12 protein-coding genes are annotated in these 14343 nt (G+C 37.7%); 3 read left to right on the top strand and 9 right to left on the bottom strand.

What is annotated here, in order from left to right; genetic code table 11:
* Positions 1–31: 31 nt before the first annotated feature.
* The 6 genes from J2772_RS12565 to J2772_RS12540 form a co-directional block, all read right to left on the bottom strand.
* Positions 32–1441 (bottom strand): porin family protein, encoded by a 1410-nt coding sequence (locus J2772_RS12565; RefSeq protein WP_209917131.1) that lies wholly within the window; start codon positions 1439–1441, stop codon positions 32–34.
* A complete protein-coding gene (locus J2772_RS12560; protein WP_209917129.1) occupies positions 1434–2000 on the bottom strand; it encodes an RNA polymerase sigma factor in 567 nt (188 codons plus the stop codon). The genes J2772_RS12565 and J2772_RS12560 overlap by 8 nt, the downstream gene beginning before the upstream one ends.
* A 94-nt stretch (positions 2001–2094) precedes the next feature.
* Positions 2095–2670, bottom strand: coding sequence for a DUF4840 domain-containing protein (locus J2772_RS12555; RefSeq protein WP_209917127.1), 576 nt, complete (start codon positions 2668–2670; stop codon positions 2095–2097).
* 290 nt (positions 2671–2960) lie between these two features.
* A complete protein-coding gene (locus J2772_RS12550) occupies positions 2961–4373 on the bottom strand; it encodes an efflux transporter outer membrane subunit (protein ID WP_209917125.1) in 1413 nt (470 codons plus the stop codon).
* A complete protein-coding gene (locus J2772_RS12545; RefSeq protein WP_209917123.1) occupies positions 4360–7518 on the bottom strand; it encodes an efflux RND transporter permease subunit in 3159 nt (1052 codons plus the stop codon). The genes J2772_RS12550 and J2772_RS12545 overlap by 14 nt, the downstream gene beginning before the upstream one ends.
* 29 nt (positions 7519–7547) lie before the next feature.
* Entirely contained in the window at positions 7548–8666 is a 1119-nt protein-coding gene (locus J2772_RS12540; protein ID WP_209917122.1) for an efflux RND transporter periplasmic adaptor subunit, read from the bottom strand.
* 304 nt (positions 8667–8970) lie between these two features.
* On the opposite strand from J2772_RS12540, the gene J2772_RS12535 reads away from it, so the two are divergent.
* On the top strand, positions 8971–9561 hold the full coding sequence (locus J2772_RS12535) for a porin family protein (RefSeq protein ID WP_209917119.1): 591 nt from the start codon (positions 8971–8973) through the stop codon (positions 9559–9561).
* 211 nt (positions 9562–9772) lie between these two features.
* Here the strand turns inward: J2772_RS12535 and J2772_RS12530 are convergent, their stop codons facing one another.
* Both J2772_RS12530 and J2772_RS12525 read right to left on the bottom strand, forming a co-directional pair.
* Positions 9773–10537, bottom strand: a complete 765-nt coding sequence (locus J2772_RS12530; protein WP_209917117.1) for a LytR/AlgR family response regulator transcription factor — start codon at positions 10535–10537, stop codon at positions 9773–9775.
* Positions 10534–11592 (bottom strand): sensor histidine kinase, encoded by a 1059-nt coding sequence (locus J2772_RS12525; RefSeq protein WP_245365214.1) that lies wholly within the window; start codon positions 11590–11592, stop codon positions 10534–10536. The genes J2772_RS12530 and J2772_RS12525 overlap by 4 nt, the downstream gene beginning before the upstream one ends.
* 290 nt (positions 11593–11882) lie before the next feature.
* Between J2772_RS12525 and J2772_RS12520 the strand changes: the two genes are divergently transcribed.
* Positions 11883–12707 carry a universal stress protein gene (locus J2772_RS12520; RefSeq protein ID WP_209917113.1) on the top strand — a complete coding sequence of 275 codons (825 nt, stop codon included), beginning with the start codon at positions 11883–11885 and terminating at the stop codon, positions 12705–12707.
* A gap of 114 nt (positions 12708–12821) precedes the next feature.
* Here the strand turns inward: J2772_RS12520 and J2772_RS12515 are convergent, their stop codons facing one another.
* Positions 12822–13769 carry an NADP-dependent oxidoreductase gene (locus tag J2772_RS12515; RefSeq protein ID WP_209917111.1) on the bottom strand — a complete coding sequence of 316 codons (948 nt, stop codon included), beginning with the start codon at positions 13767–13769 and terminating at the stop codon, positions 12822–12824.
* A 122-nt stretch (positions 13770–13891) separates the two neighbouring features.
* Here J2772_RS12515 and J2772_RS12510 point away from each other — a divergent pair, with 122 nt between their 5' ends.
* The gene (locus tag J2772_RS12510; RefSeq protein ID WP_209917109.1) at positions 13892–14245 is read left to right on the top strand and encodes a winged helix-turn-helix transcriptional regulator; all 354 of its coding nucleotides are present in this window, start codon (positions 13892–13894) and stop codon (positions 14243–14245) included.
* Positions 14246–14343: the final 98 nt, after the last annotated feature.

Here is a 14343-nt window from a genome sequence, read left to right as displayed (position 1 = left end):
TAAGTTGATTTCTATTTAAAAGTCATCAGCATTAATCAATCAACAATCTGATCCCGAATTTTATATTAAAATGCAGGGGTTTTTCCTTATAAATGGTATTGGGAGAGTTCTCATCTTTGAAATGATATCCAATCCCCGGCTCTGCATAAATCCCTAATCTATTTACCACCTTCATCTGAAGCCCTACTGCAGTATTCACCGAAAACGACAGCGGTTTATGATCCAAATTCTCCTTCGAAGTTTTTTTTACCTCATCATTTACTACATAACTTGTTGTAATACTTCCTGATATAGGCTTTTCTACCAACGCCCCTCCTGTAACATACCCCGTAAACCTCCCTTTCTGGATGACATTATAATTAACCTGAACAGGAATTCCGATATAGTGAACTTTCTGCTCTCCTTTAATATAATTATCATTGCTTCCGGAATGAAGCTCAGAAGCCAGTTTGGTATAATTCAGCCCGGTTCCGATTCCCCACCTTTTTCCCAGATTATAATACACCGACAATCCGAATGTTACCGGAACTTTATGTCTGATTCTGGCTTCTACCGGTTTACTCTGGTTGGCCAATAGGATTTGAGTCAAAGGATCATCTACATATTCAGAAGCACTCCAGACCTGTTCAAAATTCATGGGTTTCCCGCTGACAGAAGCATAACCATGAAACTGCTGTTCTGCAGAATTGGATGATGCATTTCCGGTAAGCATACTTAGCATCCATTTCTTTTCAGACTTAGATTTTACATTCTTAGTCTTAGTATGATCTGCATATTTTTCAGATAATTCTTTTTCTATCTTATTTGCTGCTTTTTCAGCCTCTTCATTCTTTATGTTATTATTAACCAAAGGCATTTCTTTGGTTTTACTCTCTTCTGGAATCAAGATAGACTGCTCTAATCCAGGAACTTGTATAACATCCTGAACTTTCCCATCATTTCCGGGTTCTTTTCCTCCTGCCTTTTCAGACTTTGTCAGTTTTATATCTTTAACCGAAGGATATATTGTATTAAAATCATTCTGAGCTAAAGAAATATCTGCCTTTGAATTTTCCAAAACCTTTTTACTATCTTCTTGTTCCACTTTCTTCAAAGGTAGATTTGTATCTGTTCTTTTATTATTTTTATGAGAATCTGAAGGATTCCGTGAAAGTGTATTCTGATTCTCTTCCGGCACTATTTTCATCATCATAAAAATCAAAACGGCTGCGGCGGCAACACCACCGATACGATAAAACCAAAATTTACTCCCAGAACTTACTGCATTTATCTTTTTTTCTTCATTTTCAGTATCAATTACAGGAATAAAGCCTGCCGCCCATTTATTTTCCTCTTCTTCTGAGAACAGTTCGTCCCTGATGTCATCCCACAATCCTTCCGGAACCTCTTCTTCATGGTTCTCCATTCTGCTTCGCAGGTTATTGAGCCATTCGTTATTCATATTGTGCTTTTTTTGACATTTTAAATTCCTTTATTTTCTGAACCAGCAGCCCTTTTGCACGGTGAAACTGTGATGCTGAAGAATTTTCTGCAATTCCGAGCAGTGATGCAATTTCTTTATGACTTTTCTGTTCAAACACATACAGGTTGAAAACTGTTCTGTATCCGCCTGGAAGAGACTGAATTAATCTCATAATATCTTCTTTCGGAATTTCCTCAAAATCAGGTTCTTCTTCCTGGGGAATATCGGGAAGGTCATCTACCTCAACAGAAGATTTAAGATCTCCTTTCTGCCTGATATGCTTTAGGGATTCATTCACCGCAATACGGGTAATCCACGCTCTAAGAGAGCCATCTCCCCTGTATTCAAATGATTCTATGGAACGGAACATCTTGATAAAGCTATTCTGAAGGACATCATGTACATCTTCCTTTTCTGCTATATAGCGGGAGCATACATAGGCCAGATTACCTGAATAAGCTCCAAAAAGCTCTTTCCAGGCGGCTTCCTCCTTCTGCAGAAGGCGGTTTACCAAAATCTGTTCTTTACTTTCTCCCATGTACTGCTCCAGTATACGATATTTTGATTAAAATTTTAAAGCAAAAATAGATTGCATCGTATAAATACAATCTATTTATAGTAATAACCATTAATTAATATTTTACACAAAATGGAAAATTATAATTAATCGTTTCATAAGGGGCAAGTACTGTACCGTCTACGGTAATCTTTTCTGCAGTCAAAGCAAATCGCAATGAACCATCCATCCCTACATAAAACCCTTTCTGCTTAGCGATCAATCCTACCTCTGTCTTTTTGGTTACTCCATCCACAGGAATCTGAATCTCCAATGGTTTAGGGGCGAAAGATAATTCTACCACATTGTTGACGGTATTTACGGAAGCAGTGTATTTAATTTCATACTTCACCTTTCCTATTGCTTTAATAGCCTCCTCTGCTTTTAACGGGTCTTTTATTACGGTTTTCACAATTTCATCCACGGGAAATTCTGAAAACATAATCGTATCTTTTTTTGCTTTAAAATTCTTTATTTTTTCAGTTCTGTCCTCTCCCTGTATCGTAATCAGTCTTCCTTTATAGTTTCCATTAACATCCTCCAGTTTTACAGGACGGATTTCCGGACCATCAACACTACATGAATACAGAGTAAAACCTGTTAATACAAGTAAAATAGCTGTTAAAAATTGAGATACTGTAAATTTTTTCATTGCATTATTTTTTTCATTAAACATTAATTATTTTGAGTACTCATTGATATAAATCTCCTTTTTCGGAAATCTTGCATGCTTTTTTCAAAAAAAAATCAACATTTTTCATAACTCATTGATTTTATGTACAAAAAAAATCAATTCAAATAAATATTTATTCAATAAAAAATGACAATTGTTTTTAATTTCATATTTCGGCGATTTAATTTTAGAACCTTCAGTATCTTATAACAAAAAAAGGAAGCTGCCTGATGCAACTTCCTTCATTTTTACTATTTTCCAATTATTTTTTACTGTACTCCACCACCCAATGCGCGGTAAAGATCAACTTCAGCATTTAATCTTTCCAATGTTACATTAATGGCTTCCAGATCATTCTGAAGCTTGTTGTTCTGAGCCGTAATCACTTCAAGATAGGTTGCCATTCCGCTTTTATACAGTTTCAGAGCATCGCCAATTCCTTTGTCTAAAATGGTTGTTCTCTGTTCCAAAAGCTGTAATCTTTCTGAGGTCCCCTGAGTTCTTGCCATAGCATCAGAAACTTCTCCTACAGCTGTCATTACAGACTGTTTAAAGTTGACAGCCGCCTTTTCCTGTTCAATTAATGCCGTTTCATAGGCTGTTTTCAACTGTTTTTTCTGAAAAACAGGAGCTGCAAGATTAGCTGCTAAAGCCTTCGTAATGGATCCTGGAATATCAAACCATGAACTGAATTTATTGGAATTAACCCCAATCTGTGGGCTCAGGCTGATGCTTGGATACATGGCAGCTTTAGCCAGTCCTGTTTTTGAATTCAGGCTGATGACATTGAATTCTGCCATTTTCAGATCCGGTCTCCTGCTTAATAATTGTGCCGGAAGCCCTTCTGAAAGTTTATTTTCAGGGATCATCATCTTCAGGGTTCCTGATCTTTCAACTTTGGTTGGATATTCTCCACAAAGAATACTCAAAGCATTTTCCTGAATAGATATATTCTGCTTAGCCAAAGGAATCAAAAGTTCAGCAGTTTTCTTCTGCGCTTCCGATTGCTGTACAGCCAATGAATTGATCTGCCCTGCCTTAAACTGAAGATTCATCATTTTAAGGGTATTATTACTTAGCTCAATATTCTGTTCTGCGATTTTCATCTGTTCATCTAAGCTTATCAGATTATAATAAGCCTGCGCTACCTGAACAATGATTCTGCTTTTTACAGCGTTTAAATTTTCTTTTTGGGCAAAGTATTCTGCAGCGGCAGATTCTTTCTGCATTTTGGCTTTACCCCAGATATCAACTTCCCACGAAAGTCTCAGGCTGGCACTGAAATCATCCATATGTGTTGTTCCTGCAAACTGCTCATTAAGTGATCCGTTCAGGGTATTGGTAGAAGCCCAGCTTCTGCTGGCCCCTGCACTGAGATCGAGTGTTGGAAGAAGAGATAATTTAGCCTGCTTGTAGATCAGGTCTAACTGCTCTATATTCTTTAGCGCAACATTTACTTCATTATTTCTGGTTAAAGCTTTATCTATTAAACCGATCAGTTTAGGATCCTTAAAGAACGTTTTCCATGGAAGCACAACCGTATCTCCTGTTACCTGTACAGATTTATAAGTTTCCGGTATCTGAAGATCTGTTCTTTCATAGGGTTTTCCCACGGCGCAAGACACCAGCACTGATGCTATTGCGCCTGAGATAAGGAAATTCTTTATATTAAATATTCTCATTTGTCAATTGATTTTGTATTACAGGATACTTCTTTTTGGATGAAAATTTCTCATCCAGATATTGGAAGAACATATACAGGACAGGAATTACAAATACTCCTAATACCACTCCACTCAACATTCCTATGGCAGCACTCACACTAATAGATTTGTTTCCTGAGGCCATTCCTCCTGTTGAGATCATCAATGGAATCATCCCCGCAATAAAGGCCAATGATGTCATGATGATCGGACGTAACCTTGCTTTTGCTCCTTCCAATGCGGAATCCAGAATAGAAAGTCCTGATTTTCGTCTCTGGACAGCAAATTCTACAATAAGGATCGCGTTTTTCGCCAATAACCCAATAAGCATAATCAATCCTACCTGTACATAGATATTATTATCCAATCCAATCGCTTTAATTCCGAGGAATGCACCCACAATTCCCGTTGGGATGGAAAGCATTACTGCTAAAGGGAGAATATAACTTTCATATTGTGCTGCAAGAAGCAGATAAACGAAAAGTAAACACAATCCAAGGATCACAGCAGTCTGGCTGCCAGCTGATTTTTCTTCCAAACTTAATCCGGTCCATTCAAAACTGTAGTCAGATGGAAGTTTATTCAAGGTTGGTTCAATTTTATCCATTAAAGCTCCGTTACTGATTCCCGGTTTCGGCACTACGTTAATATTCAATGAATTATAAAGGTTATATCGCTGAACGGATTCCGGACCATATACTTTTTTCAAAGTAATTAAGGTATTGGCAGGAACCATTTCTCCTTTATTATTTTTCACAAAAATATCATTGAACGCCTGCTCATCCATCCTGAAAACACCGTCAGCTTTAATATTTACTCTATAGAACTTCCCGAATCTGGAGAAATTCTGAGACTGATCTCCTGAGAAATAAGTCTGTACCGTTCCTAATAAATTGGCAATACTTACTCCCAGCTGCTTCGCCTTATCTTCATTCACTTCAAGTTCAAGCTGAGGATAGTCTGCTCTAAACATAGTGTATGCATAAGCTACTTCCGGTACCTGCATCAATTGTCCGATCACATCATCTGCTTTAGACTTAAGAACCTGAGGGTCTCTACCCATACGGTCCTGAAGGACGATCTCGGCATCATTGGTTACTCCATATCCTTCTACCGGTGGCATTCTGAAACTCATGACGCTTCCTTCTTTGATAACAGACAGTTTTCCGTTGACAATATTCATGATCTCATCAATATCCTGAACGGCTCCTCTTTCTTTTTTAGGTTTTAATTTAACAAACCCCATCGCATATGCCGGACCGGCACTGTTACTTAACAGGTTATATCCTGTAATGGATGTATTTTCCTGAACAGCGTCTACCGTTTTTAGGATTGCATTGATCTTATTGGAAACTTCTGTTGTTTTTGTTAATCCGGTTCCTGGTGGCATACTCAATGAATAGATGAAGAATCCGTCATCTTCCATCGGAACAAAACTCTTGGTTGTACTTGACATCAGCCATGCTGAAAGTCCTATAATTCCCACTACCAATCCTGCTGCAATCCATTTTTTCCCGATTAAAAATCTTACTCCTTTCGCATAACGTTCTGTCATATTATTGAAACCTGCATTAAAGGCAACAGCGAATCTCTGTCCGAATCCTTTTGGTTTTCCACTTTCTTCTCCATGGTGGTTTTTCAAAAATACCGCACATAAAGCAGGTGTTAAAGTAAGGGCATTTACCGCAGAAATAATAATCGCAATGGCTAGTGTATAAGCAAATTGCTTATAGAATAATCCTGCAGAACCAGACATAAACCCAATCGGAATAAACACAGCTGACATTACCAATGTAATGGAAATAACAGCTCCTGTAATTTCACTCATCGCTTTGTGCGTAGCATCTCTCCCCGAAAGGTTTGTTCCTTCCATATTACTGTGGACGGCTTCTACCACTACAATCGCATCATCTACAACAATACCGATCGCCAATACTAGGGCAAATAGTGTCAACACGTTAATCGTAAATCCTAATACCAAAAGGAAGAAGAAGGTACCGATAATAGCTACCGGAACAGCAATGGCTGGAATAATGGTAGATCTGAAATCCTGTAAAAAGACAAATACCACAATAAATACAAGGATAAATGCTTCTATCAGCGTAGATTTCACCTGGCCTGTTGCTTCATCCAATCTTTCTTTGGTACTCATCACCTTGGTATATTTAATACCCGGCGGGAAAGATTTTGATAGCTGGTCAATCGCTTTATTGACTCCTATTTCAATTTCATTGGCGTTAGACCCCGTTGTCTGCATAATGGCAACCGTAACCGCACTTTTACCATTGGAGAGGTTATCTCCGGTATTATTGATGGACCCAAATTCTATTCTGGCTACATCTTTAAGCCTGATCACATTGGTTCCGTCATTTTTAACGACCATGTTTTCATATTGTTCCGGCTTATTCTTTTTTCCTTTGTATCGGATTACATATTCTAAAGCGGCATTTGATTCCTCACCCAATTTACCGGGAGCAGATTCTAAACTGTGATCTGCAATAGCATTGGAAATGTCGGAGGGTTCCAATCCGTAGGAAGCCATCTTCTGCGGATTAAGCCATATCCTCATAGAATAATCCTTGATTCCGAAGATCTGTGCCTGTCCTACTCCTTTTACCCTTTTGATCTGTGGGATAAGGTTGATATTGGCAAAGTTCTGAAGAAAGGTTTCATCATATTGTTTATTATCTTCAGTATAAATATTGAAAATCAATACCATACTGTTCTGCTGTTTTGAGGTAGTCAGCCCCATTCTTACCACTTCCTGAGGCAGTATTGGCGTAGCCTGTTGTACTCTGTTCTGTACGTTTACTGCAGCCTGATCGGCATTTACCCCCTGTTTGAATATCACAGAAATGGTAAAAGTTCCGTCATTACTTGCGGTGGATTTCATGTAGCTCATGTCTTCCACCCCGTTGATCTGTTCTTCCAGAGGGGTTACTACAGAACGGATTACCGTTTCACTGTTTCCTCCCGGATAAGACCCTGAAACCGTAATGGTAGGTGGAGAAATGTCCGGAAATCTGGTCACTGCCAGCTGGTTTAATCCAATGATCCCCAAAATGACAATGATAAGGGATATTACCGTTGCCAGTACCGGACGGTCTATTATCTTTTTTAACATTTTCGAATTTTCTAAGAATGATTATAAAATTATTTCGAAGGAGTTACTTTAGCCACAACCAGCGCTCCATCTGTAAGAGCATCTATCCTGTTGACAGCGATCTTGTCTCCTGCTTTCACTCCTGTTTTCACAAAGTAATCCTGAGAAGTGCTTCCGGATACTTCAATCTGCATCATTTTCACTTTATCTTTACCTTCCAGTTTATAAATGAAAAATTTATCCTGAATATCTTTTACAGAGGTTTTAGGAAGCTTCACCACGCCATCCAACGCATTGTGAATCATTACTCTTCCTGTTCCTCCTGATCTTAATAATTTATCCGGATTCTGGAAAACTGCTTTCATCTGAATACTTCCTGTATTTCTGTCAAAGTTCCCACTGGCATTCTCCAATCTCCCTTTGAATCCATAGGTGGAACCATCTGCTAAAATAAGTTCTACATTTTCAGCATTTTCTCCTGAAGTTGCTGTTCTGCTGTGGGCGATAAAATCCGCCTCGTTCATTGAGAAATATACATTTACACTGCTGATGTTGGAAAGCGTTGTTAATGGTGATGCATCCGAAGGGCTGATGAGGTTTCCTACCCTATTTGGGATTCTTCCTATATATCCGCTTACCGGAGCTTTGATGTAAGTAAAGTTCGCATTGATCTTTGAAGAACCTAACGAAGACTGAGCCTGAGCCACTTGTGCTGAGGCTGCCTTTAAATTAGCCTGAGCAGTTTTCAGCTGCATATCAGAAACTACTTTTCCTTCTACGAGAGGTTTCAATTTCTCAACTTCCAACCTTGCCGTTTCCTGAGCTGCCAAAGCAGATTTCAACGCTGCTTCATTGGTATTTACCTGTTCATTGTACACGGATGGGTTAATTCTAAACAGCGTTTGCCCTTTGCTGACAAACTGTCCTTCTTTTATATATACAGCTTCCAGATATCCTGTTACCTGGGCTTTTATTTCCACATTATCCTGCCCCTCTATACTTCCGGGGTAACCGGTTGCAACGTCTTCATTCCCGGTTGTCACTTGAATAAAGTCAGTAGGAAGAGCCTGCATCTGCTGGGCATTTTCCTGACCATTTCCTGAACCGCAGGAGTACAGTATTGCTGCAGCCGTAAGTGAAAGTGCCAGATATCCTTTTCTGTAGTTCATAACATTTGTTTTTAAATTTTACAGGAGCAAAATAAGTTCATATAATAAGGAAGTTTAGCTAAAAATCAGGTGAAACGTAGTTAATCGCAGGTGAAACGTACGATACTAAAAATGAAAAGAAAAGCGGTTATTCCCACCATTCAGATGGATAAAAAAGGTTTTTTCCGTTTTAATATTTCAAAAATACGGTTGACGTTTCAATTTATACGTTTCAGTTTTAAAATTACCGGCTCAGGTTATTTCCCGGTCTAATTTCGCAGTATCAAAACATCAAAAAATAAGTCAATAATTTAAATTTTATCAAATGAAAAAGTTTTTAGCAATCACAGCGATCGTATTAGGATTAGGAGTACAAGCTCAAAACACAAATCCAAAAAAGGAGTCAGGGATAGAATTAATTCCAAAGGCTGGAATCAATATTGCTAACCAATCTATTAAGAATGTAAATGGTGAGAAATCAAAGACATCTTTCCAGGCTGGTTTAGGGGTAAATATCCAGACAGGTATTAAAAACTTTTCTGTACAGCCTGAGGTTAATTTTATCAGCAAAGGGACAAAGTTTAAAAACAGTTTGGGAAGTGAAACCTACAACTTCAATTATATAGAAGTTCCGGTGTTGGCGAAATACAGCTTCGGTCCGGTATACGTGAATGCGGGGCCATCTATAGGAATCCTTATGGGAAAAAATGATAAAGTGAAGGCTGCATACGGTAAAACAAAATCAATAGATTTCGGATTGCAGATGGGAGCTGGAGTAGCGATTCCTGCAGGACCGGGAAAAGTAATTGTAGATGGAAGATATAATTTAGGATTAAATAATATCTCGGATGAGAAGGGCATAGATGTGAAAAACAGAGGTTTTGCACTCTCTTTAGGATATGCTATTCCTTTATAATCTTAAATCATAGCTTTTTCTTTATATCAGATCCCTTCATGAGCAATTCGTGAGGGGGTTTTGGTATATATAGGGCTGGAAGAGGGAGGCTGGAAGTTACTATTGTGCAAAGAACTTCTGATCATTATAAAAACTCCTAAATAATTAAAATGATTTTCTTTTGTCTTCAGACTTCAATAACTTTCCTCTTCCGGCCTCCAGCTTTCTTTCATTAATAATCCATCCAGGATTTGAAAACAGAAGCCTTTTCCCGGCTTACAATCACTTCCATTTCAGGTTGTTTTCTCAATTCTAATTTCAGTTTTCCATTAAAATGATTAAAGATCTGTTTTACAGAATCTATATGAATAATAAATTGTCTGTTGGCACGGAAAAAGAATTTCGGATCCAATTGTTTTTCCAGCTCTTCCAGTGTTTGGGGAATATTTTCTACAATACCTGTATTCAGCATTGCTTTACTGATTCCCAGTTCTGTATAAAAATATAAAATATCTTCTGCCAGCACTGTTTTATATCCGTCACGATGAGCAATCAGGAAACGTTTTCTGTAATCTTTAGGCTGGATATAGTTCAGTAACCCTTCAATAGCTGACCCAACAACCGGAACAGCTTCCATAAAGGTTTCATAGCGCTTTAGTGCAGCATCCAACTCATCTTCTTCTATTGGTTTTAAAAGATAGTCTACACTATTGTATTTAAAGGCCTGTACTGCATATTCATCGTACGCAGTTGTAAAAATTACAGCACTTTTAATCTCATGCTTGTTAAAAATTTCAAAGCTTAATCCATCTGCAAGACGAACATCCATCATAATAATATCCGGAACGACATTGTTTTCCAACCAGTTGACTGTGGAGGTTATTGAATCTTCTACGGAAAGGATCTCAATATGAGGTCTGAGCTTTTGCAATAGTCTCTTTAGCCTGTCTGCATTGGGCCTTTCATCCTCAACTATTAAAATTTTATTAATCTTCATATCAATGGAAGTTTTACAATAAATTTATCTTCAGTTTTTTCTATAATCGGTTTTGTATATCCCAGAATTTCATATCTCGCAATGATGTTGGTAAGCCCAACCCCTGAAGAATCGGGTTTATTAATCAATGGTAAAAAGGTATTGGAAACCACCAATTCGCCTTCAGAATTTGTATAAACGTGAATTTCCAATGGATTTGCTTTTGAGGTCTGATTGTGCTTGATCGCATTTTCCACTAATAACTGCAGGGATAATGGAAGGGTGTACATGGATCTGTATTCTTCCTGAATATCAATTTTAAATACCACTCCTTCCCCAATTCTTTTTTCTATCAGAAAAATATACGAGTCTAAAAATTTCAGTTCTTCTTCTACGGCAATGATGTCTTTCTTGGAGTTAACAAGCAGGTATCTGTATACCCGTGCAAATTTTTCGGAGTATTCATATCCCAGCTGCTGATCTTCCAGAATAAGTTCAGAAAGAACGCTCAGATTATTAAAGATAAAATGAGGATCTATCTGTAATTTGAGAGCCTGAAGTTCGGCTACCATGGCTGCCTGTTTATGCTTGGAGGCTCTTATTTTATGCTGAGCTGCTTCTACAGCAGTTCTTTTCCAGTTTTGCAGTAAATAATCTACGGTATTAAAACCGCTTATAATAAGGGATATCACGATGTTGGTGGCAACCCACTGTCCCAGTAAAGTATATTCTTTTCGGGAATCCATTTCCGGCAAATTGTCTGAAGTGCAGTCCACAATGGCATTGATAATCATCACAATCAAGACACTTCCTACAATCTGAAGAAATCCCTGAATAAGCAATCGTTTAACTGTTCTGCCTTTCCATGGAAGTAACTTATTGAGAGTAGAATCAATAAAAATACTCACCTCTGAAATAATAATGGAAAAAAAGAATATCCATAAAGCATCTTCAATGAACATCTTCAATGGAGTTTCCCAATAGCTCTGCCAAACAGGATCAAAGGGATCAATGAGGTAAGAAAACCCACAGAAGGTAATTACTGCTACCGCCCAGATTACCAGCCTCCTTTTCATTGCGGAAAGGATCTTTTTGCTTCGTATTAAATTTTTTCTAATGGTAGAAATCCTATTCATATCCGGGACTTTGTGAATGTAAATATAGAAATAGATTTTAGAAGAGTCCCCGCGATTTTCAACGAGACCGCCAAAACCATCCCTGAAACGTAAAATAGGCGAGTTCAAATGAAGCCTGACGTTTCATCACCTGAAAAATACATTTCATCATCATTTTATGCAACATCACCCTATTTTTAATAAAATACATCCTTTCCCTATCTTAGTTTTGTAGTATCAAAATCGGTACAATGAAAACAACAATTGTCTGCACAGATTTTTCCCAGGAAGCTGAAAATGCAATTCATTATGCGGCTTCTATGGCTAAGGAAAACCATTATAATATCATTCTGTTCAATTTGCAAAGCATTTCTATCCATGCTCTGAATGCTCAGGTTTCTGCTGATTTTTTCTATGAACAGACGCTTAAAAACCAACAAAAGCTTACTGATAAATCTATTGAAATAGCCCATCTATATGGCATAAAAACAGAGTATCATCTGGCTTCAGGAAGTTTTATTGAGGAACTTAACAACTGTATACAAGCCACCAACAGCGATCTTATTGTTATGGGAATGGCAGAAAAAACTCCTGAACAGAGGCTTTTGGGAAATAATGTCATCAAGGCTATTCACAGAATTAAGAAACCGATATTAATTATCCCGGGGCATACAGAATATACAGGAATACGAAAGATTCTCTTTGCCTATGATACTCATAAATCTATCACCTGGTCTGCGATGGATGATATTTATTCTTTCATTCATGAGTTGAATGCAGAAATTGAGGTTTTTAATGTAAGCGAAAGTGTAGAGGATTTTGTGGAGGTTATCCATGATATTGATCTGAATTCCGGGTATGATCTTGATGATATTAAATACAGTTTCAAGATGATACAGTCTATTGAAATCATCAAAGCTATTGAAGAGGAAGTAAAACTGACCAATGCGGACCTGCTCACCATGGTTCCTTACCGTTATAATCTTGTAGAATCTCTTTTCCACCGAAGTAAAACAGCCATCATGGCCTATAAAAATAAAGTTCCATTACTATCAATCCCCCTAAACATAGATTAAGACTCAATCAATAAAAATCACATATTTGAATTATCCTTTTTGGCCTTTTAAAGGTTAAATTTTACACTTAATCTTGTTTAACAGGACCGGAAATTGCTTTCCGGTCCTGTTTTTTTAAAGAGTAACCACTACCTTTCCAACTACACGATTGGTCTCCACTTCAAGATGTGCTTTTCTGATATCTTCAAACGCAAATGTTTTATAAACAGCAGGCTTTAGACTTCCTGCATCCAATAAATCTGCAATTGCTTTTATGGTTTCTGTCTTGGATTCAACCATCATAAACTCAATACTAATTCCTTTCTGGCTGGCCATATCTTTTACTTCTTCAGGAATTTCCGGAGATGGAAGGGTTACAATGATTCCACCCTGATGTACAATTTCCACAGAGTTCAATAAAGTTTCACCCTGAATGGTATCTATCCCGATATCAACACCCTGTATTTTATCTTTAAAATTTTCGGTAGTATAATCAATATGTTCATCAGCGCCTAATGAAAGAACAAAATCCCTATTTTTAGCTGAAGAAACGCCTATCACATAAGCCCCAATATGTTTGGCAATCTGAACGGCAAAATGCCCCACTCCTCCTGAAGCAGCATGAATGACTACTTTATGTCCTTTTTTAATGTGAGCAACATCTACCAATGCCTGGTATGCGGTAACTGCCGCCATTGAGGCTGCCGCAGCCTGTGGATGAGTGATATTTTGAGGCTTTAATGCCAAATGAGACGCCGGGGCAGCAACATATTCTGCATAGGCACTTCCGTTTCCAAAGAAGTTGACCATTCCAAATACTTCATCACCTGCTTTGAAATCTATTACATTCTTTCCGGTTTCCACAATTTCTCCTGAAATATCCCAGCCTAAAATAACAGATCGTTTCTCTTCAAAGATCCAGTTTAAAACACCCTCGTATGCTCTTGCTTTTACATCAACCGGATTGATGCCTACTGACATCACCTTTACCAGAACCTCATTGTCACCTATTGTTGGTTTTTCTATTTCTGTGAACTTAAGATTTTCTACACTTCCTGCTTCGTTTATAATAACAGCTTTCATATTTTTATTTTTTAAAATTAAGGAACAAATGTAATCTCATTGTATCTTTACAGCAAGTATGTACTTTTTTGTAACCTACATACCTAAAATATACTATTATTGATTATCAATTTATTGAAAAAATGTTAAAAGTAAAAAAAGTAACCAATGAGCCATCCTGCCCTGTTGATTATGCATTCAAACGCATTGGCGGAAAGTATAAAGGCCGGATTTTATGGTATCTTCATACCCAAAGTGTGATGCGCTATGGTGAACTGAGAAAAGCTTTATCAGACATCACCCCAAAAATGCTTACACAAACGGTACGGGAACTGGAAGATGACGGACTTGTACACCGGGAAGTTTATCACGAAGTTCCTCCAAAAGTGGAATATTCTTTAACAGAGACGGGTCTTGAACTGATGCCTTTTATTGATTATCTGAAACAATGGGGTGAGGCTCAGATAGAAAAAGAGAGAATAAAAGCCGAAGCCTGATTATTTAAACATTAAAATGAAAAGGCTGTCTAAAAAGTATCATTCTAAATGTAATGAAGAATCTCAAAATGATTGATTTTAATGAGATTCGTCCTTCG

It is taken from the genome of Chryseobacterium jejuense, from assembly GCF_017877355.1.
Classification (GTDB): domain Bacteria; phylum Bacteroidota; class Bacteroidia; order Flavobacteriales; family Weeksellaceae; genus Chryseobacterium; species Chryseobacterium jejuense_A.
The sequence above is the reverse complement of the archived record's forward strand: the minus strand, read 5'-3'. Positions and strand labels throughout refer to the sequence as shown.

What these genes read in the sequence shown, in the direction of transcription:
- J2772_RS12545 (WP_209917123.1), bottom strand. Translation starts at nt 7,518, where the DNA reads ATGTTAAAAAAGATAATAGACCGTCCGGTACTGGCAACGGTAATATCC.
- J2772_RS12525 (WP_245365214.1), bottom strand. Translation starts at nt 11,592, where the DNA reads ATGAAAAGGAGGCTGGTAATCTGGGCGGTAGCAGTAATTACCTTCTGT.
- J2772_RS12515 (WP_209917111.1), bottom strand. Translation starts at nt 13,769, where the DNA reads ATGAAAGCTGTTATTATAAACGAAGCAGGAAGTGTAGAAAATCTTAAG.
- J2772_RS12530 (WP_209917117.1), bottom strand. Translation starts at nt 10,537, where the DNA reads ATGAAGATTAATAAAATTTTAATAGTTGAGGATGAAAGGCCCAATGCA.
- J2772_RS12560 (WP_209917129.1), bottom strand. Translation starts at nt 2,000, where the DNA reads ATGGGAGAAAGTAAAGAACAGATTTTGGTAAACCGCCTTCTGCAGAAG.
- J2772_RS12510 (WP_209917109.1), top strand. Translation starts at nt 13,892, where the DNA reads ATGTTAAAAGTAAAAAAAGTAACCAATGAGCCATCCTGCCCTGTTGAT.
- J2772_RS12535 (WP_209917119.1), top strand. Translation starts at nt 8,971, where the DNA reads ATGAAAAAGTTTTTAGCAATCACAGCGATCGTATTAGGATTAGGAGTA.
- J2772_RS12540 (WP_209917122.1), bottom strand. Translation starts at nt 8,666, where the DNA reads ATGAACTACAGAAAAGGATATCTGGCACTTTCACTTACGGCTGCAGCA.
- J2772_RS12520 (WP_209917113.1), top strand. Translation starts at nt 11,883, where the DNA reads ATGAAAACAACAATTGTCTGCACAGATTTTTCCCAGGAAGCTGAAAAT.
- J2772_RS12555 (WP_209917127.1), bottom strand. Translation starts at nt 2,670, where the DNA reads ATGAAAAAATTTACAGTATCTCAATTTTTAACAGCTATTTTACTTGTA.
- J2772_RS12565 (WP_209917131.1), bottom strand. Translation starts at nt 1,441, where the DNA reads ATGAATAACGAATGGCTCAATAACCTGCGAAGCAGAATGGAGAACCAT.
- J2772_RS12550 (WP_209917125.1), bottom strand. Translation starts at nt 4,373, where the DNA reads ATGAGAATATTTAATATAAAGAATTTCCTTATCTCAGGCGCAATAGCA.